At 63.9% G+C, this 19,321-nt stretch carries 12 protein-coding genes; 8 read left to right on the plus strand and 4 right to left on the minus strand.

From position 1 onward, the window contains the following. Nucleotides 1-42: 42 nt before the first annotated feature. Nucleotides 43-1,014 carry a hypothetical protein gene (locus D0Y96_RS07020; protein ID WP_117298601.1) on the minus strand — a complete coding sequence of 324 codons (972 nt, stop codon included), beginning with the start codon at nt 1,012-1,014 and terminating at the stop codon, nt 43-45. 607 nt (nt 1,015-1,621) lie between these two features. On the opposite strand from D0Y96_RS07020, the gene D0Y96_RS07025 reads away from it, so the two are divergent. The 4 genes from D0Y96_RS07025 to D0Y96_RS07040 all read left to right on the plus strand — a co-directional run bounded on the left by D0Y96_RS07025 (nt 1,622) and on the right by D0Y96_RS07040 (nt 7,364). Next, nucleotides 1,622-2,401: a hypothetical protein gene (locus D0Y96_RS07025; RefSeq protein WP_147324956.1), complete on the plus strand. Its 780-nt coding sequence runs from the start codon at nt 1,622-1,624 to the stop codon at nt 2,399-2,401. 448 nt (nt 2,402-2,849) lie between these two features. Further along, nucleotides 2,850-4,166: an MFS transporter gene (locus D0Y96_RS07030; RefSeq protein ID WP_252263532.1), complete on the plus strand. Its 1,317-nt coding sequence runs from the start codon at nt 2,850-2,852 to the stop codon at nt 4,164-4,166. A 367-nt stretch (nt 4,167-4,533) separates the two neighbouring features. After that, nucleotides 4,534-6,540 (plus strand): YjhG/YagF family D-xylonate dehydratase, encoded by a 2,007-nt coding sequence (locus D0Y96_RS07035; protein WP_117298604.1) that lies wholly within the window; start codon nt 4,534-4,536, stop codon nt 6,538-6,540. Further along, nucleotides 6,537-7,364 (plus strand): fumarylacetoacetate hydrolase family protein, encoded by an 828-nt coding sequence (locus tag D0Y96_RS07040; protein ID WP_117298605.1) that lies wholly within the window; start codon nt 6,537-6,539, stop codon nt 7,362-7,364. The genes D0Y96_RS07035 and D0Y96_RS07040 overlap by 4 nt, the downstream gene beginning before the upstream one ends. Before the next feature lie 354 nt (nt 7,365-7,718). Here D0Y96_RS07040 and D0Y96_RS07045 read toward each other — a convergent pair whose 3' ends face one another. Next, nucleotides 7,719-10,364: an ABC transporter permease gene (locus tag D0Y96_RS07045; RefSeq protein ID WP_117298606.1), complete on the minus strand. Its 2,646-nt coding sequence runs from the start codon at nt 10,362-10,364 to the stop codon at nt 7,719-7,721. Next, nucleotides 10,361-10,714, minus strand: coding sequence for a PadR family transcriptional regulator (locus tag D0Y96_RS07050; protein WP_117298607.1), 354 nt, complete (start codon nt 10,712-10,714; stop codon nt 10,361-10,363). The genes D0Y96_RS07045 and D0Y96_RS07050 overlap by 4 nt, the downstream gene beginning before the upstream one ends. Nucleotides 10,715-11,329: 615 nt before the next feature. On the opposite strand from D0Y96_RS07050, the gene D0Y96_RS07055 reads away from it, so the two are divergent. The 4 genes from D0Y96_RS07055 to D0Y96_RS07070 all read left to right on the plus strand — a co-directional run bounded on the left by D0Y96_RS07055 (nt 11,330) and on the right by D0Y96_RS07070 (nt 17,990). Further along, nucleotides 11,330-12,937 carry an ABC-F family ATP-binding cassette domain-containing protein gene (locus tag D0Y96_RS07055; protein WP_117298609.1) on the plus strand — a complete coding sequence of 536 codons (1,608 nt, stop codon included), beginning with the start codon at nt 11,330-11,332 and terminating at the stop codon, nt 12,935-12,937. A 5-nt stretch (nt 12,938-12,942) separates the two neighbouring features. Beyond that, nucleotides 12,943-13,185, plus strand: a complete 243-nt coding sequence (locus D0Y96_RS07060; protein ID WP_252263533.1) for a DUF3565 domain-containing protein — start codon at nt 12,943-12,945, stop codon at nt 13,183-13,185. Between the two features lie 7 nt (nt 13,186-13,192). Then, on the plus strand, nt 13,193-15,010 hold the full coding sequence (locus tag D0Y96_RS07065; protein ID WP_117298610.1) for an ABC-F family ATP-binding cassette domain-containing protein: 1,818 nt from the start codon (nt 13,193-13,195) through the stop codon (nt 15,008-15,010). A gap of 703 nt (nt 15,011-15,713) precedes the next feature. Further along, nucleotides 15,714-17,990, plus strand: coding sequence for a beta-glucosidase family protein (locus tag D0Y96_RS07070; protein WP_117298611.1), 2,277 nt, complete (start codon nt 15,714-15,716; stop codon nt 17,988-17,990). Between the two features lie 465 nt (nt 17,991-18,455). Here D0Y96_RS07070 and D0Y96_RS07075 read toward each other — a convergent pair whose 3' ends face one another. After that, on the minus strand, nt 18,456-19,187 hold the full coding sequence (locus D0Y96_RS07075) for an oxygen-binding di-iron domain-containing protein (RefSeq protein ID WP_117298612.1): 732 nt from the start codon (nt 19,185-19,187) through the stop codon (nt 18,456-18,458). Between the last annotated feature and the right edge of the window lie 134 nt (nt 19,188-19,321).

The following is a 19,321-nucleotide window of genomic DNA, read 5'->3' on the forward strand; positions in this document are numbered from 1 at the left end:
GCGGCGAAGATGGGGCACCCGGCGAGACGGGAACAGCAGTCTTCAGGGTTGCGGGGCCGGAGGTGGAGCGGGGACGCCGGAGGATTGTGCGTCCTTTTGCGCGGCCTGGCGGGCGAGCTTTTCGGCGTGTTTGCGTTTGTAGCGGCGAGCGATGTCGGGCCAGAACTCGATGACCTCGGCGCCCACGATGCCTTCGGCGCTGACGGTGACTCCGCGCTCGAGGGTGTCGCCGACGGTACGGTCGGAGTCGGGGAAATAGAGGTTCGAGAAGGCAGCGCCCATCAGGTTGCCGATGACGTTGGCGTAGTTCGGTCCCCAGGTGCCATTGTCGCGGCGGCACCAGACGGTGCTGGCAGCGGCCCACAGCGCGCGGCCGGTGTAGCTGCCGGTTCCCTTCTGGAAGTAACGCGGATCTTCGTGCCAGAGGCTGGGCAGCACGGCGTTGCCGAAGAAGTTGCCGGCGAAGTAGGTCGCGTAGTCGGCGCCGTAGCGCTTGGCGAAGCCGCCGATGCCTCCCCCATATTCAGGAAAAGCGCCCTGGGCCTGGTCGATGCCGGCGCTGAAGCCGGTGAGCACGAAGGGCCAGGGATCGGTGGCGCTTTTGAAGAAGAGCTGAAACTTCTGTCCAGGCGTGAGAGGGAGAGCGTCGCGATTGGTGGTGGTGTTGAAGGTGGCCATGACGCCCATGACGCGCTGCTGCTCCTGCTGCTTGAGCTGCTGCTGGGCCTGGTCGCGCTGCTGCTGTTTGGTGTCGGCAGGGGTGCCTGATTTCTGATTCTGCGGCTGTGTCTGGGTCTGTGTCTGGGTCTGGGCGGAAGAAGAGGAAGACGACGCGGGCGGCGTGGTCTGCTGCTGTTGCAGAAGGGCGCCGGGGGAATCAGGAAGCGAAACAGGCTGGCTGTCTGTGGCCGGGGACGATGCCGTGTACTCCGGAGAAAGGGCCTGGGCAGAAACTGCGGTGAAACAGGCTGCGAGCAGAAGGACGCTGCAGCCAATACGAGCTGTCGTGGGCAAAACTGTCACCATCCGGCTCCGAAAGACGGGCCTTTTCCGGAGAATACAGGGCCTGGTTGCCGCTGCTGATTCACGAGACGAGTGTGGAGGGAAAGTAGATGACGGAAGCGACGAATTTTCATGCAATGAGGTGAAAAACCGGGAGAGCGTGGCAGAACAGATCCGGCTGTCTGCGAATGGCCACTCCCTTCGATGCTATCTGAATTCACGGGCAGGGGGAAGCGGGGTGTATCCAGGGCTGTTTGCGGAAATTTCTCCCTCCGGGCTGAAGCCCCCTTTCCTTCTTACATCTTTACTCAACGGGTCTCGCTGGCACGAGACGATAGCTTCCCCACCTTAGCCGCCAACGACAGGCTGCGAAGGTGGGGCACCCGGGATTCTGCGGAGAAGAAAAGCAGATCCCTTCGCTGGGCTTCACTCTGTTCCGCTTCGGTCGGGATGACAAGGGAGGAAGTCGGGGTGACAAGAGGAAGAGTTTTCATTCCCATGTCCGAAAAGACGGAGACAGAGAGCCCGTTCATGGGGCAAACGCAGGGGCTGAAGCCCTCTATTTTTCTCCCGGTTGCGGCACGGCTGAAGCCGCGCCCTGATACAGGACGGTTCCATATTGCCCGATATTCCAGGCCTCTCTGCATCCATGGTGACCCCGGTCTGCAACGATGGAAGCCGCGGCGTTGCATCGATGGGGACCTCAGCGTCGCTGTCGGGACTCCCCTTCTGCGCTTTGCCGGCTGCGCCGGTGCGATACTGGGCGGATATCGAGGTGGCCCTTCCGATGCCGGAGCAGCAGAAGATTCGAAGGTATGTGCTGGCGATCCATGGCGGGATCTTTCTGCTGCTGGGAATCGCGCTGATCTATCTGCGGGCCACGATGACGATGGTGCTCTTCGAGACGACAGCGATTCTGATTGCGGTGATTCTCTCCGCCGCGTCGCTGCTGATAGCGGCGGTGACGGACTGGGCCGCGGCCTTTGCGACCGAGGTGGCACGGCTGCACAAGATCATCTACTACATGCTGACCGGGGCGCTGCTGGCGGTGATGGGGTTTTACATCGCGACGTTTCCCGACCGGACGATGCGGATCATGCTGCTGATGGCGGCGGCGCATGCCGCGGCGATGGTGCTGTGGAGCGCGTTTTATCTCTTTCACCGGGGCCACACCGCCGGAGCGAGGGCTTCGATTCTGATTCCGGGGCTGGGGTCGCTGGCCTTTGTTGTGGTGTTCATCCGGCTGCAGCAGACCGGCGACCGCGAGGCGACGGGACTGCTGGGCGCGTATGCGGCCTTTATCGGTGCAAAGATGCTGTTTCTGGCGTGGCGGCTGAAGAGCCTGTCGGAGACGACGGCGGCGGAGACGGCGCATCCCGGCACCCAACGCTTATTCTGAGCTTCTTACGGCACCCTTCGACTTCGCTCAGGACAGGCTTTGAAGCCGTGCCCGGATACAAAGCGAAATTCTTATCCCACCTTAGCCGCCAACGACGGGCGGCGAAGATGGGGCACCCCGGCATGACTTTCCCACCTTGGCTTCCCGCCCCAGCGCACGAATACCGCGTGCGCCGGGGACCCCGGTTCGCGAAGGTGGGGCACCCCGGCGGCGGAGCACCCGGCTGCAGAGCGGGAAACATGGGGTTTTCCCGCTACCGGGTACGGGCGCGGCGCGGCGGCGCGGGTTTCGGCTATGCTGAACGCAGGCCGGATTCCGGAGCGATACAAGGGCGCGGATGTGCTGCCGGATGCGCAATCCGAATTGCATATTGAGAAATCGCGCCTGTAGAATTGTCCCGCGCTGACGGTGGGACCGCCCGCGCGACGGGACACTCGGGGAGCCAGCTTTGCAACGTACCATTGCCGGAAGCAACGAAGCGGAGAAGAGCACGCTTCGCAGACGCTGGGTCCTTCTGATGCCGGCGGTCTTCATCACCTACAGTCTGGCGTATGTCGACCGGGCCAATTACGGCTTCGGAGCGGCGGCGGGGCTGGCGGATACGCTGCACATTACCGGATCGCAGACGGCGCTGCTGGGCTCGCTGTTCTTTCTGGGCTACTTCCTGTTTCAGATTCCGGGAGCTTCGTATGCGCGGCGGCGGAGCGCGACGCGGCTGGTGTGCTTCAGCCTGATCAGCTGGGGGCTGTTCGCTTCGCTGACGGGCGTGATCCGCAACTTCTGGCTGCTGGCGGCGGACCGGCTGCTGCTGGGCGTGGCGGAGAGCCTGATTCTGCCGGCGATGATCACGCTGCTGACGCACTGGTTCACGCGCGAGGAGCGGTCGCGGGCGAATACGCTGCTGATCCTGGGCAATCCGGTGACGGTGCTGTGGATGTCGGCGATTACGGGCTATCTGATTCATGCCTTCGGATGGCAGATGACCTTCATTCTGGAGGGCGTGCCGTCGATTGTCTGGGCGTTTATATGGCTGGCGACGGCGCGCGACCGGCCGGCGGATGCTCCGTGGCTGACGAGCGCGGCGGCGCGCTCGCTCGAAGAGCGGCTGGCGCAGGAGCAGACGGCGCTGCCGAAGATTGCCAATGTGGGCGCGGCGCTGGTGCGGCCGGAGGTGCTGCTGCTGTCGCTGCAGTACTTCTGCTGGAGCGTGGGCGTGTACGGGTTTGTGCTGTGGCTGCCGGAGACGATCCGGATGGGCGCCTCGGTCGGCATTGAGGCGACGGGGCTGCTGAGCGCGGTGCCATACCTGCTGGCGATTCTGCTGATGATTGCGGTGTCGTGGCTGTCGGACCGGACGCTGCGGCGGGCGGGGCTGATCTGGCCGGCGCTGGTGCTGTCGGGGATTGCGCTGCTGAGCTCGTATTTGCTGTCGGGACACGATTTCTGGCTGGCGTACTGCGGGCTGGTGGTGGCGGGCGGCATGATGTATGCGCCGTATGGGCCTTTTTTCGCGATTATTCCGGAGATCGTTCCGAAGAACGTCGCGGCCGAGGTGGTCGCGGCGGTGAACAGCTCGGGCGCGCTGGGCGCGTTTGTGGGGAGCTGGCTGGTGGGTCTGCTGCAGGCGAAGACGGGAAGTCCGCGGGACGGGTTTCTGCTGATGTCGGTCTCGCTCGTGCTCTCAGGCATGCTGATTCTGCTGCTGCCGCGGAAGAAGCCGCTGGATGACGGGCTCTCTTCCGCGCAGCTTGCGGAGCTGCACTGAAAGGCTGGGTTCCCGGTTTTTCATTCCCACCCTTCGCGCTTCGGCCGGGATGACAAAGGGAAAGAGGTTTCGTTCTTAGGTAAGGAAAAATGCAGATAGGAGTATCCGGGCAAACAGGGGCTGAAGCCCGTCCAGATTTAAGACCGATACGGCACGGCTGAAGCCGTGCCCTGATACAAAGCGAAAACTCTTATCTCACCTTCGGATCGGATGACAAACCCGGAGAATTCTGGTCCGGCCGGGATGACAAAGGGAAGAGGTTTCGTTTTCCGGGAAAGATGTTTCATGTCCATGGCCGGAAATATGAACGTGGGGTCACGTACCTCGGGAATATGAAGCGCTGCTGTCAGGGATTTTCAGAGGAGATATGAAGGTCGAACCACTTTCGATTGTGAGCGTGCTGGAGAGCTCCGGGGCCGATGCGGTCACGGTGCGGACGCATGCGCCGGGACCGGGCGGGCTGCTGCCGCTGACGCCGCAGATGCTGCTGACGCAGCCTTCGGGGAATCTCTTCGGCCTGAGCCAGAATGCGGGGATGGGCTGGAGCGCAGAGCGGCTGCTGGACCCGGAGTTTCTGATTCTGAGCACGCATGGCGGCGTGCGGGCAGCGGACGGGACTCCGATTGCTCTGGGCTTTCACACCGGCCACTGGGAGGTGGGGCTGCTGGTGGAGAAGGCGGCGCAGGAGCTGCGGTCGCTGCAGGCGATTCCCTTTGCCGGCGCGTGCACGGACCCGTGCGACGGAAGATCGCAGGGCACGGACGGGATGCTGGATTCCCTGCCCTACCGCAACGATGCGGCGACGGTGCTGCGGCGGCTGATGCGCTCGCTGCCGACACGCAAAGGCGTGATGGGCGTGGCGACCTGCGACAAGGGCCTGCCGGCGATGATGATGGCGCTGGCGTCGTCGGGCGAGCGGCCGGCGATTCTGGTTCCGGGCGGCACGACGCTGCTGCCGGAGAACGGCGAGGACGCGGGCAAGGTACAGACGATCGGCGCGCGCTATGCGCAGCAGCAGATCACGCTGGAGTATGCGGCGGAGATGGGATGCAGGGCGTGCGCGTCGCCGGGCGGAGGCTGCCAGTTTCTGGGCACGGCGGCGACGTCGCAGGTGGTGGCGGAGGCGCTGGGGATGGCGCTGCCGCACTCGGCGCTGGCTCCTTCGGGCCAGCCGATCTGGCTGGATGCGGCGGCGCGGTCGGCGCGGGCGCTGCTGCGGATGCACCAGACGGGCGTGGGCATGCGCGACGTGCTGACAGATGCGGCGATCGAGAATGCGATGGTGCTGCACGCGGCCTTCGGCGGATCGACGAACCTGCTGCTGCACACGCCGGCGATTGCGTACTCAGCCGGGCTGCGGCGGCCGACGGTCGCGGACTGGACGCGGATCAACCGGGAGATTCCGCGGCTGGTGGATGCGCTGCCGAACGGGCCGCGGGGGTTTGCGACGGTGCAGGTGTTTCTGGCCGGCGGCGTGGCGGAGGTGATGCTGCATCTGCGGGCAGCGGGGCTGCTGGACACGAGCGTGCTGACGGTGACGGGACAGACGCTGGATCAGAATCTGGACTGGTGGGAGCAGAGCGAGCGGCGGAGGCGGCTGAAGCAGGAGCTGCGCGAGCAGGACGGGATCGACGCGGACGACGTGATTATGTCTCCGGACCGGGCGAGAGAGCGCGGGCTGACGGCGACGGTGTGCTTCCCGGCGGGGAACCTGGCGCCGGAGGGCTCGGTGATCAAGAGCACGGCGATCGATGCGTCACTGGTGGATGCGGATGAGGTGTACCGCCATACAGGACCGGCAAGGGTGTTTGTGTCGGAGGCGGCGGCGATTCAGGCGCTGAAGAACGGAGCGGTGGGGCACGGCGATGTGATGGTGCTGATCTGCGGCGGACCGATGGGGGCGGGGATGGAGGAGATCTATCAGGTCACGTCGGCGCTGAAGCAGCTTCCCTTCTGCAGGCATGTTGCGGTGATCACGGATGCGCGCTTCAGCGGCGTGTCGACGGGCGCGTGCCTGGGGCATGTGTCGCCGGAGGCGCTGGCGGGCGGTCCGGTGGGACGGGTGCGCGAGGGCGATGTGATCGAGATTGTGGTGGACCGCAGAGGCATGACGGGCACGGTGAATCTGGTGGGCGAGGGCGAGGAGAGCTTCAGCGCGGAAGAGGGCGCGCGGCGGCTGGCGCTGCGAGGGCCGCGCGAGGACCTGGCTCCGCACCCGAGGCTGCCGGACGATACGCGGCTGTGGGCGGCGCTGATCCAGGCGAGCGGCGGCGTGTGGGGCGGATGTGTGTACGACACGGAACGGATTGTGGCGCGGCTGGCTGCCGCGAACGCGATGGACACAAACACAAACGGAGAGGCCGGAGATCTATGAAACTGTATCGCAGCCGTGAGGGCAATTTTGTCGCTTCCGAGGGAGCGTTTTACCGCGTGGAAGGCAGCTCGTGGGATGAGCTGATTGCCCGCGACGATGTGTACGATGTGTGTCTGGCGGCGGCGAAGTCAGGCGCGGCCGTGGCAGAGCCGGGCGAGGAGACGCTGCTGGCTCCGGTGGAGAACCAGCCGGTGTGGGCGGCGGGAGTGACCTACTACCGCAGCCGCAATGCGCGCATGGAAGAGTCGAAGGACGCGGGCGGCGGCAGCTTTTACGACCGCGTGTATTCGGCGGAGCGGCCGGAGCTGTTCTTCAAGGCGAATGGGCCGGCGGTGGTGGGCAACGGCGGCAAAGTGAGGATTCGCACGGACGCGAAGTGGTCGGTTCCGGAGCCGGAGCTGGCGCTGGCGGTGAGCCGGACAGGAAAGATTGTGGGCTACACGATCGGCAACGATATGAGCTCGCGCGATATCGAAGGCGAGAACCCGCTGTATCTGCCGCAGGCGAAGGTGTATGACGGCAGCGCGGCGCTGGGTCCGTGCGTTCTGCTGAGCCGCGAGATGCCGAAGCGGGAGACACGGATCAGCGTGGAGATTCTGCGCGCCGGCAGGGCCGCATTTGCGGGCGAGACGGCGCTGACGGAGCTGAAGCGCGATCCGAAGACGCTGGTGGAGTATCTGTTCCGCGACAACAGCTTTCCAAAGGGATGCTTTCTGATGACAGGCACGGGGATCGTTCCTCCGGACTCGTTCACGCTGGCGCACGGGGATTCGATCCACATCACGATTGAAGGGATCGGCACGCTGAAGAATCAGGTGGCGTGAGCCGGGGCTGAAGCCCCTTTTTTTTGCACGCTTTTATCCCCCGGCTAAAGCCGGGGGCTTCTACCGGTCTCGCTGACGCGAGACGGAAACCCGATTCGGATATTTCCTCCCACCTTAGCTTCCTGCCCCAGCGAACTTTGTTCGCCGGGGACCCCCGGTTCGCGAAGGTGGGGCACCCTGATTCTACGGAGGGGGAAATGCAGATCCCTCCACTGCGCTTCACTGCGTTCCGCTTCGGTCGGGGTGACAAGGGGAAAGAGTTTTCATTCCCATGTCCGGAAGTCCGGACATGGGGCACCCGGATTCTGCGAACGCCCCACTCGTGAGAAGCTGCAGCCGATTCCCCGGCTGGGTTCACTCTCCGCGCAGGGCGACGAGCGGGTTGATGCGCGAGGCGCGGAAGGCGGGGATGTATCCGGCGAGCAGAGCCACGGCGACGAGCAGCAGAGCCATGCCGGCGTAGGTGAGCAGGTCGGTGGGCGCGGTTCCGAAGAGCAGCGAGGCGATGGCGCGGGCGAGAGCAAGCGAGATGACGGTGCCGGCGGCGATGCCGGCGAGGGCCAGCCACAGAGTCTTCAGGATAACGCCGAGCTGGACGCGGGAGCGGCTGGCGCCGAGGGCCATGCGGATGCCGATCTCCTGCGTCTGACGCGTAACCGAATATGCGATGACGCCGTAGATGCCGAGCGAGGCGAGGATGAGTCCGAGCGCGGCGAAGGCTCCGACGAGAAGGACGAAGAAGCGGCGCGGCGAGGTGGCGTGATCGACGATGCCCTGGATGGGGCGGAATTCGGTCGCGGGCTGGCCGGGATTGATGGAGCGCAGGGTGCTCATGATGCCGGACGCGAGCGATGAGGGCGGCAGCTTGCTGCGCACGACGAGCTGTGCGCCTTCAGGACCGAACTGGGTGGCGGGCAGGTACATCTGCCAGCCTGCGCTGTTCTCCGCGCTGCTTTCATGCACGTCGGCGATGACGCCGATGACGCGGGCGTCGGTACCGGAGACGCTGGCGATGCGTCCGATGGGGTCCTGGCCGGGCCAGAGCCTGTGGGCGACGGTCTCATTGATGATGACGACTTTCTGGCTTTTGGGGCTGTCGTCCCAGCTGATGTCGCGGCCTTCGATGAGGCGCATGCCGATGGCGCGGAGATAGCCGGGGGACACGATGTAGACGAAGGTCGCCTGCAGCTCGCCCTCGTGATAGAGGACGCCTTTGGCGCTGATGCCCCAGCTGCGGTTGCGGCTCATGGGCAGATTGTCGGAGATGCCGGCGGTCTCGACGCCGGGGAGCATGGAGACGCGGCGGATGACCTCCTGCCAGATGGCGGAGCGCTTGTCGGCGCTGTTGCCGTCGTCGTAGTCGACGCTGATGGCGGCGGCCTGGCTGGGCTGGAAGCCTAAATCGACATCAAGGACGCGGAGGAAGCTGCGCAGCAGCAGACCGGCACCGATGAGAAGAACGCAGGCGAGCGCCACCTCAGAGACGACGAGCACGGAGCGGAGGCGGTCGCGTTTACGGCCTTCGCTGGTGCTGGGGCCGCTCTCTTTGAGAGCCTCCTGCAGATTGACGCGCGAGATGCGCAGACCGGGGGCGAGGCCGAAGAGGGTCGCGGCGGCGATGGCGACGAAGAGCGTCCAGAGAAGGGCGCGGCCATCGACGCGCACGCTGCTGAGCAGCGGCAGAGCGATGGAGCCCTGATGCGCGAGCCAGGTGGTGAGAGAGAAGGCGATACCGAGGCCGGCGAGCGAGCCGGCGCAGGAGAGGATGAGGCTCTCGGTGAGGAGCTGGCGGACGAGCCGTCCGCGGCCCGCGCCGAGCGCGGTGCGCATGGCGAATTCCCTGCTGCGCGAGGCGGCGCGCGCGAGCAGAAGGCTGGAGAGGTTGACGCAGACGATGAGCAGGATGAGGCCGACGGCGCACCAGAGCACGATGAGCGAGCGGCGGATACGGCCGCTGACGTAGTCCTTCAGGCCGTAGATGCGGCCGGTGTAGCCGGGCTTGTACTCGGGATGCGTGAGATCGAAGTCGAGGGTGGGAAAGAGCTCATCGGCCTCGGCCTGCGCGGCGCCGAGGGTGACGCCGGGCTTCATGCGCGCGATGAGAGCGAGGTCGTTTCCATCATGGCGAAAATCTTCTTCGATGTAGGGGACGAACATATCGACTTTGGAGGCGGGCGCGAAGACCGAACCGAAGTCGAAGCTCTCGGGCAGAACACCGATGACGGTCACGGGCGTGTTGTTGAAGCTGACGGCCTGTCCAATGATGGAGGGGTTGGCGGCGAAGCGGCTCTTCCAGAAGGCGTGGCTGAGCAGGACGACGGGGCGCGCGTGCTGGAGGCCTTCTTCGGATGTGAAGAGACGCCCGAGCTCGGGCTCGACGCCGAGGGTCTGAAAGAAGTTGGTCATGACCAGAAGTCCGGTGACGGGCAGCGGCACGGAGCGGCCGGTGAGCTTGAAATTGTCGGGGCCGGTGAAGGCGAAGTAGCCGGTCACGGACGCGAAGGAGTGATTGCGCTGCTGGATTTCGCGGGTGGCGTCGACGGAATAGGTCATCGAAGATTCGCCGCCCTTCGGATCTTTCTCGAGAATGCGGACGAGCCGATCCGGATTGCGGAAGGGCAGCGGGCGGAGCAGGATGGCGTTGACGACGCTGAAGACGGCGATGTTGGCTCCGATGCCGAGGGCGAGGATGAGCACGGCAACGATGGTGAAGATGCTGTCGCGGCGCAGGGTGCGGAGGGTGTAGCGCACGTCCTGCCCGAGGATGTCGAGCCAGGGAAGGCCGCGGGTCTCGCGGTGCTGCTCTTTTGCCTGCATGATGCCTCCAAAACGGATGAGCGCCTGGCGGCGCGCTTCTTCTGCGGACATGCCGCGGCGGAGATTCTCCTCCACGGCGAATTCGAGGTGGGTGGCCATTTCGGCGTCGAGATCGTCGTCGAGCGGCTTGCGGCCGAGGAAGGCACGCGTGCGCTGGAGCAAACAGCGCAGGAGGCCGCTCATTTTGCTCCGCCTTCGTTCTGCATGGCCAGCACACGGCCCATGACTCCGGATAATCGCTGCCAGTAGGAGGTGTCTTCGGCGAGCTGCTTCCGGCCGGCGCGGGTGATGGAGTAGAACTTTGCTTTGCGATTGTTGTCGGAGGTGCCCCAGGCGGCGTAGATCCAGCCGCGCTGCTGCAGGCGGACGAGCGAGGCATAGATGGTTCCCTGATTGAGCAGGACTTCGTTGCCGCTGACCTCTTCGATGCGGCGGGCGATGCCGTAGCCGTGCTGCTCGCCCATGGCGGAGAGGGTCTGCAGCACCATGAGGTCGAGGGTTCCCTGAAGCAGATCGAGTTTGGAGTCTCCCATGCAGCTCTCCTGTGCGGTAACCACAGGAGAGTAACGCAACTCTCTGTGGTTGTGCCACAGGAGTACGGGGCTGGTTCAGGAAAAGTTCCGCGAAAAGTTTGGGGGGACGATTTTTTGCGAGCCCGGCAGATTTGGCCCGCCCACCTTAGCTTCGCGAAGGTGGGGCACCCTGGTCCTGCGAGCATCCAGTCTCATAAAAGCAACTGCAGATCCCTCGACTTCGCTCGGGATGACAAAGGAGGGATCTGGGATGACAAGGAAAGAGTTTTCAGTCCCGTGTTCGAAGGGATGGACATGGGGCATCCAGAATTTTATGGTGCGGCCGAAATGGGGTTTAGCTTCCCACCTTAGCCGCCAACGGCGGGCGGCGAAGATGGGGCACCCCGGTTCGCGAAGGATAGGCACCCTGGGGATGCCTGATACGAAGCGATTCATGCGGACATGTGCGGGGCGATGTCTTCCTGCCTGGCTCCAAACTGGTATCCTTATACAAGACAACGCATATTGGGAGCGGTTTACCGTCGGGGCTGAGCGAGGCCCCTTCCCGGCGTATCTGTCTGAATATCGCGGGCGGGCCGGAACCCGCGCGCCACCCTGCAACATACAGAGAGAACCATGATTTCCGTCAGCAATATAAGCATGCGCTACGGCGCGAAGATCCTCTTCGAGGACGTAAGCGTAACCTTCATTCCCGGCCGCCGCTACGGGCTGACGGGGCCGAACGGAGCGGGCAAGTCGACGTTCATGAAGGTCCTGACCGGCGAGCTGGACGCGCAGAAAGGCAATGTGGTGCGGCCGAAGAAGCTGGGCGTGCTGCGCCAGGATCAATTTGCCTTCGACGAGTACCGCGTGATCGACACCGTGATCATGGGCAACAAGCCGCTGTGGGCGGCGATGGAAGAGCGCGACCGGATCTACTCGAAGGCCGAGCTGACGGACGACGACGGCATGCGGCTGGGCGAGCTGGAAGGCATTGTCGGCGAAGAGGACGGCTACACGGCGGAGAGCGATGCGGCGATTCTGCTGCAGGGGCTGGATATTTCCGATGAGCTGCACGAGCGCAGGATGGGCGAGCTGCAGGGCGGACAGAAGGTGCGCGTGTTGCTGGCGCAGGCGCTGTTCGGCAAGCCGCAGGCACTGCTGCTGGACGAGCCGACGAACCACCTGGATCTGGACTCGATCCACTGGCTGCAGGATTTTCTGATCCGGTTTGAAGGCACGCTGATCACGATTTCGCACGACCGGCACTTTCTGAACAGCGTGACGACGCACACGGCGGATATCGACTACCAGACGATCATTACCTACACGGGCGGGTATGACGAGATGGTGGTGGCGAAGACGCAGATTCGCTCACGGCTGGAGTCGCAGAACGAGCAGCGCGAGAAGAAGATTGCGCAGCTGAACGAGTTCATCGCGCGCTTTGCCGCCGGAACGCGCTCAAGCCAGGTGACGAGCCGCAAGAAGGAAGTGGAGCGGCTGCAGACGACGGAGCTGGCGCGGTCGAATATTCAGCGCCCGTATATCCGCTTCGACCAGGTAAGGCCGTCGGGCAAGCATGCGATGGAGTTCGAAGGTCTGCGCAAGACGTATGGCGACCAGGTGGTGATTGACGGCTTTGGCGCGAGCGTGATGCGCGGCGAAAAGATCGCGCTGATGGGACGCAACGCGCAGGGCAAGACAACGCTGCTGAAGGCGCTGCTGGCGAGCCAGCCGGATTTTGCGGAGAAGGATTTCGTGCTCGACGCGGGAAGCGTGAAGTGGGGGCACGAGGTGCAGATCGGGTACTTCCCGCAGGATCACACGGGGATCATTGAGCATGGGCTGACGGTTTCCGACTGGCTGCACCAGTGGGACCCGAAGGTGACGAAGGAAGAGATTCGCGGCATTCTCGGGCAGATGCTGTTTCGCGGCGAAGAGGGACTGAAGCAGACGGCGGCGCTGTCGGGCGGCGAGGCTGCGAGGCTGCTGTTCTGCAAGCTGATGCTGCAGAAGCCGAATCTGCTGATCTTCGACGAGCCGACGAACCACCTGGATCTGGAATCGATCAACGCGCTGAACGTGGCGCTGCAGAAGTATGAAGGCACGGTGCTGCTGGTGACGCACGATCACGACCTGATCGATGAAGTCGGCACGCGCATCTGGCACTTCGATGGCGGCGCGATCGAAGACTTCAAGGGGCCGTACGAGGAGTATCAGCAGGCTGCGGCGGCGGCGCGCTAGGACCGATGGCCGGAATGCGCGGGCTGCCGCAGGTGATTACGGGCTTTCACCAGGACGAGCATGGCGACTGGGTGGCCGATCTGGCGTGCGGGCATACGCAGCATGTGCGGCACCGGCCTCCGTGGGAGCTGCGGCCCTGGGTAGTGAGCGAAGAGGGACGCAGAGAGCATCTGGGCAGCGTGCTCGGCTGCGTGAAGTGCGAAACGGACGAAGGCGGCTTCCCTGCTCCGGCGAAGACCGCATGGTGAAGACAGCTTGCTGATTCTCAACGCGCAAAATCTGACGAAGGCCTTTGGAGCCGCTCCGCTCTTCCGCGATATCTCGTTCACGGTGAACGAGGGCGATCACATTGGTCTGATCGGGCCGAACGGGTCGGGCAAATCGACGCTGCTGAAGATGATGGCGGGAGAGATTCCGCCGGACGAAGGCGCGGTGACGCTGCGCTCGGGCGCGCGGATGGTGTACATCGAGCAGGATTCGCAGTTCGCTCCGGGCGAGACGGTGCGCTCGGTGGTGGAAGAGGGGCTGCGGCGGGCGCGGGTTGCGGAGGCGTACCGGGAGTCGCGGCTGCGGATTACGCTGGGTAAAGCGGGCCTGATCGAATTTGATACCGAGGCGGTTACACTTTCGGGCGGCTGGAAAAAGCGCCTCGCGATTGCGCAGGGACTGGTGCAGCAGCCGGACCTGCTGCTGCTGGACGAGCCGACGAACCATCTGGATCTGGCGGGCATCGAGTGGCTGGAGGAGCTGATCCGGCAGTCGGGCTTTGCGTGCGTGATTGTGAGCCACGATCGTTATTTCCTGGAGAATTTTGCGACGGGCATGGCGGAGCTGGACCGCGCGTATCCTTCGGGGATGCTGCGGACGGCGGGCACATACAGCACGTTTCTGGAGCGCAAGGAAGAGTTTCTGGAGGCGCAGGCGAAGCGCCAGGAGGCGCTCGAAAACCGCGTGAAGGTGGAGATGGAGTGGCTGCGGCGCGGACCGAAGGCGCGCACCACGAAATCGAAGGCACGCATCGACAAGGCCAACGAGCTGATCGGCGACCTCGCCGCGATGCAGTCGCGGGGACGCACGGCGACGGCAGGCATCGACTTTACGGCGACGGAGCGGCAGACGAAGCGGCTGGTGGAGCTGGAAGGCGTTGGGTATTCGGCCGGCGGGCGGGCGCTTTTTTCGAATCTGAATTTTGCAGTGACGGCGGGGATGCGGCTGGGGCTGGTGGGAGCGAACGGCAGCGGCAAGACGACGCTGCTGCGGCTGATTGCGGGCGAGCTGGAGCCGGAAGAAGGCACGATCCGGCGAGCGAACCTGCTGCGCGTGACGTACTTCGAGCAGAACCGGAGACTGGATGGAAACCAGACGCTGCGGAGGGCGCTGGCTCCGGACAGCGATGCGATTGTGTATCAGGATCGCGTGATTCATGTGGCGTCGTGGGCGTCGCGGTTTCTGTTTACGGGCGAGCAGCTCAACCAGCCCGTCGAAAGGCTGAGCGGCGGCGAGCGGGCGCGGGTGCTGATTGCGCGGCTGATGCTGCAGCCGGCGGACCTGCTGATTCTGGACGAGCCGACGAATGATCTTGATATTCCGACGCTGGAGATTCTGGAAGAGAGTTTGCTCGAGTATCCGGGCTCGGTGCTGCTGGTGACGCACGACCGCTACATGCTGGATCGCGTGGCGAATGTGGTGCTGGGGCTGGACGGGCGCGGCGAGGCCGCGGCCTTTGCGGACTACTCTCAGTGGGAGACGTGGCAGGCGGAACAGGCTTCCGCCGCAAAGAAGAGCCTGCGCGCGGAAAATGACAGATCCACTGTTACGAATTCGGGCGGGGCGGCGGCGCAGACGGCGAAGAAGAAGCTCTCGTATCTGGAAGCGCGCGAGTGGGCGGCGATCGAAGAGCGCATTGCCGAGGCGGAAGATATTCTGCGCGGGAAGCGCGCTTTGCTTGAGGACTCCGCTGTGGTGACGGATGCGGCAAAGCTGCAGACGGCGCTGGCGGAGGCAGAAGCGGCGCAGCAGGCGGTGGATACGCTGTTTGCGCGGTGGGCGGAGCTCGAAGCGAAGCAGTCGTAAACGCGGCTTTCCGGGGCTGAAGCCACTCTTTTCTTTGATGCTTTTGTCACCGGGCTAAAGCCCGGTGCTTCTACCGGGTCTCGCTGACGCGAGACGAGAAGTGTTCCGTGGCTATGTCGCACAGGGGCTGAAGCCCTTTAGTTTTTGAGGCTGGTTCGGCACGGCTAAAGCCGTGCCCTGATACAAAGCAGTGAAGCCTTTCATCTTTCGCTTCGTTTCCCACCTTAGCTTCTCCACCCCAGCGAACTTTGTTCGCCGGGGACCCGGTTCTCCACCCCAGCGCACGAACACCGCGTGCGCCGGGGACCCCGGTTCGCGAAGGTGGGGCACCCGATTCTTCGCAAGTGTAAGAAAAACAGATCCCTCCGCTGTGTTTCACTGCGTTCTCCACCCCAGTTCACGAAGGTGGGCGCCCGATTCTGCGAACAGCCCATTCATGAGAGGCAAATGCAGATCCCTCGATTTCGCTCGGGATGACAACAGTAAGGATTCGGGATGACAAGGAGGAAGGCATGACGAGGGAAAGAGTATTCATTCCCATGTCCGAAAATCCGGACATGGGGCACCCAGGGCCCGGGGCTGATCTGAAGTGGTGAAGCAGTACGTGGTGGAGCAGTTGCAGATGCCTGCTAAATCGTTTGAGCTTGACTGGCACTGAGTGCGGTCAATAGCATGGGACGGCAACCCTAACGACTGGAGCTTCATGCGACTTCGCCGCTCGATCCTTACTGCCTTTTGTCCGCTTGCTGCCGCGGGCCTGCTTTCTCTTCCTGCCGCGACAGCGCAGAGCCCTGCTCAGACCGCGTCCACCGCGGCTGCGGACCGGCCGTGGATGAATACATCTCTGACTCCCGACCAGCGCGCGGATCTGGTGATCAAAGCGATGACGCTCGATGAGAAGCTCGATCTGGTGCACGGCACGGGATGGGGCGCGCTCAAGGACGGATCTCCGATTGCCGAGGGGTCGAATGAGGGAGCGGGCTATGTGCAGGGGATTCCGCGGCTGGGGATTCCGGGGATCAACATGGCGGACTCGGCGGTGGGCGTGCGGCTGGCGGCGAGAGAGAGCCGCTATGCGACGCTGCTGCCCTCGGTGCTGGGCGCGGCGAGCAGCTGGGACCCGGAGGCGGCGCATCTGTACGGCTCGGTGATTGGGCGCGAGCTGCGCGACCAGGGATACAACATGTCGATCGGCGGCGGCGTGGACATTACGCGCGAGCCGCGCAACGGGCGCAACTTCGAGTATGCGGGCGAGGACCCGGTGCTGGCGGGCACGATGGTCGGCAACGTGGAAAAGGGCGTGCTGGATGAGAAGGTGATGAACGACATCAAGCACTATGCCCTGAACGACCAGGAGACGGGCCGCACGATCGTGAATGCCGTTCTGGGCAAGCGGGCGATGCGCGAGTCGGACCTGCTGGCCTTTCAGATTGCGATCGGGATTGCGACGCCTTCGGCGGTGATGTGCTCGTACAACCGCGTGAACGGCGACTACTCGTGCGAGAACGACTACCTGCTGAACCAGGTGCTGAAGAAGGACTGGGACTTTAAGGGCTTTGTGGTCTCGGACTGGATGGGCACGCACAGCACGGTGAAGGCGGCGCTGGCGGGGCTGGATAACGAGGAGCCGGGGCCGAACCATCCGGACGATCAGGAGCATGACGACAACGATGCGTGGTTTGCCGCGCCGCTGAAGGCGGCGGTGCAGAACGGCCAGGTGCCGATGTCGCGCCTGGAGGACATGGATCACCGCGTGCTGCGCAGCATGTTCGCGGCGGGCGTGATCGATCATCCGCCGTTTCCGCGCAGGGTGGTGGACCCGTTCCGCGGACGCGACGATGCCGAGCGCATTGCGAACGAGAGCATTGTGCTGCTGAAGAATGCGGAGCATCTTCTGCCCCTCGATGGCGGCGTGAAGTCGATTGCGCTGATCGGATCGCATGCGGACGTGGGCGTGCTGTCGGGCGGCGGCTCGGCGCAGGTGGACGCGCCGGGGGGCAATGCGGCCGATCCGCAGCCGGGAACGATGAAGTGGGGTGAGGCGGTGTACTTCCCTTCCTCGCCGCTGAAGGAGATTCGCAGACAGGCTCCGCATGCGGCGGTGGAGTTTAACGCGGGCACCGATGTGGCCGCGGCGGCGGCGCTGGCGAAGCAGTCGCAGGTGGCGATTGTGTTTGTGAATCAGCCGATGATCGAAGGAAAAGACGCGAAGACGCTCTCGCTGCCGGATGACCAGGATGCGCTGGTGGAGGCGGTGACGGCGGCGAATCCACACACGATTGTGGTGCTGGAGACAGGCGGACCTGTGACGATGCCGTGGGCGGATCGCGTGGCGGGGATTGTGGAGGCGTGGTATCCGGGCATTGGCGGGGCGCAGTCGCTGGCGAACCTGCTCTTCGGACAGGTGAATCCATCGGGCAAGCTGCCTGTCACGTTTGCGAAGAGCGACGATCAGCTTCCGCATCCGGAGGTTCCGGGGATCGGGCTGAAAGAGAAGGCGGTTCCGGGAAACCCTGACCATAAAGAGCTGCCGCGCTTCGATGCCGATTACAACACGGAAGGCGCGCGGGTGGGCTACAAGTGGTATGAGTCGGAGCACAGGACGCCGCTGTTTCCGTTCGGCTACGGGCTCTCGTACACGACCTATGCGTATTCAAACCTGAAGGCCAACGCGCAGGAGCGCTCGGTGAGCTTCGAGGTGAAGAACACGGGCAGCGTGGCGGGCACGGAGATTGCCGAGGTGTACGCGGAGCTTCCGGCGAAGGCCGATGAGCCGTTCAAACGGCTGGTAGCGTGGCAGCGCGTGGCACTCGATCCGGGCGAGTCGAAGACAGTGACGCTGAAGGTGGACCCGCTGTATCTGTCGATCTTCAACACGGACAAAAACAGCTTCGAGCTGCTGCCGGGCGAGTACAGGATTCTCGCCGGTCCTTCGTCGGCGGAGCCGCCGCTGCATGCAACGATGACGGTGGCCGAGTAGCGGTCCGGGGCTGAAGCCCCTCTTTCTTTGGGCGATCAATTCCCCCGGCTAAAGATCACCCCAGCGAACATTGTTCGCCGGGGGCCCCGATTGCCGGGGGCTTCTACCGGGTCCCGCTGGCGCGAGATGGGATATATTCCGTGACTATGTTGCGCAGGGGCTGAAGCCCTTTGGTTTTTGAGGCTGGTTCGGCACGGCTGAAGCCGTGCCCTGATACAAAGCGGTAAGGCTTCACACCTTTCGCTTCCCATCCTGGCTTCTCCGCCCCAGCGCACGAACACCGCGTACGCCGGGGACCCCGGTTCGCGAAGATGGGGCACCCGGGACTCTGCGAACACTCCACCGACTGCAGATCCCTCGGCTTCGCTCGGGATGACAAGGGGAGGCTGGGATGACGTGGGAGAAGAGTGTTCATTCCCATGTCCGAAAATCCGGACATGGGGTACCGGCCGGTGGGGACATCCCTCAGGATTCGGCGGGGCCGAGGACCTCTCGCAGGACGGTCGCAAGCTCAGTCAGTACCTGTCCTCCATTGCCGGAATAACTGGAGCCATGCATCACGGCCAGCGTTTGCGGCTGATGGCCGGCCAGATTCCTCAGAATGTCTCCCGTCCGATGCGTATAGGGTGTGGCTCCGGCAAACGGGCCGCCTTCTCCGGCGATCAGGTCTTCGCGGCAGCGCTCGATAAATCCGGAGGTCGCGAGGGGCTCCCGGTCACCCCCCTGGACGCACAGGTCGGAGCAGAACAGCGTCCGGTTCGTTTCTTCGAAGAGCAGCCCGGCATCCCATCCGTGCGGAAGATGGGGCGTCGGCAAAAACCGGAAGCGGTGTCTGCCGGTGCTCAGCGTTTCTTCCGGCGCGAGCGCTTTCGGCGTCCGGATCGCATAGTCGTTGACGCTAACCATCGCTCCGACCAGGCCGCAGACGGCCTCAGCCTGGGGGGCGATCTGAAGCCATTCATTGAGGCCGCCTACCTCATCCGACTCAAAGTGGCTGAAGCCGATGTATCGAAGTGCGGCTGGATCGATCACCCTGGCGACCGCCTCCCGGAGCAGTGGGAACATGCCCCGCAGTCCGGCGTGAAAGAGCAGCGGCTCATCGTCGTTCACTAAAAAATGGTTGAATGCCAGATTGATCTGCGGGACGAAGACAGAGATTCTGTAGGTCTCCGGAGCTATTTCGCTGAGGGTGAACATCAGCGGATTATAGGAGAGCCCGAAGACTGCGGTAAAGCATTGTCCGGCAGCCTCTTATGTCGAGCACATGGCACGGCCGCCAGGCATCGGAATGCTTCCTGGCAGAGCGGTTTTCGCATGCACGGAAATCGCGG

It is taken from the genome of Paracidobacterium acidisoli (assembly GCF_003428625.2).
Classification (GTDB): domain Bacteria; phylum Acidobacteriota; class Terriglobia; order Terriglobales; family Acidobacteriaceae; genus Paracidobacterium; species Paracidobacterium acidisoli.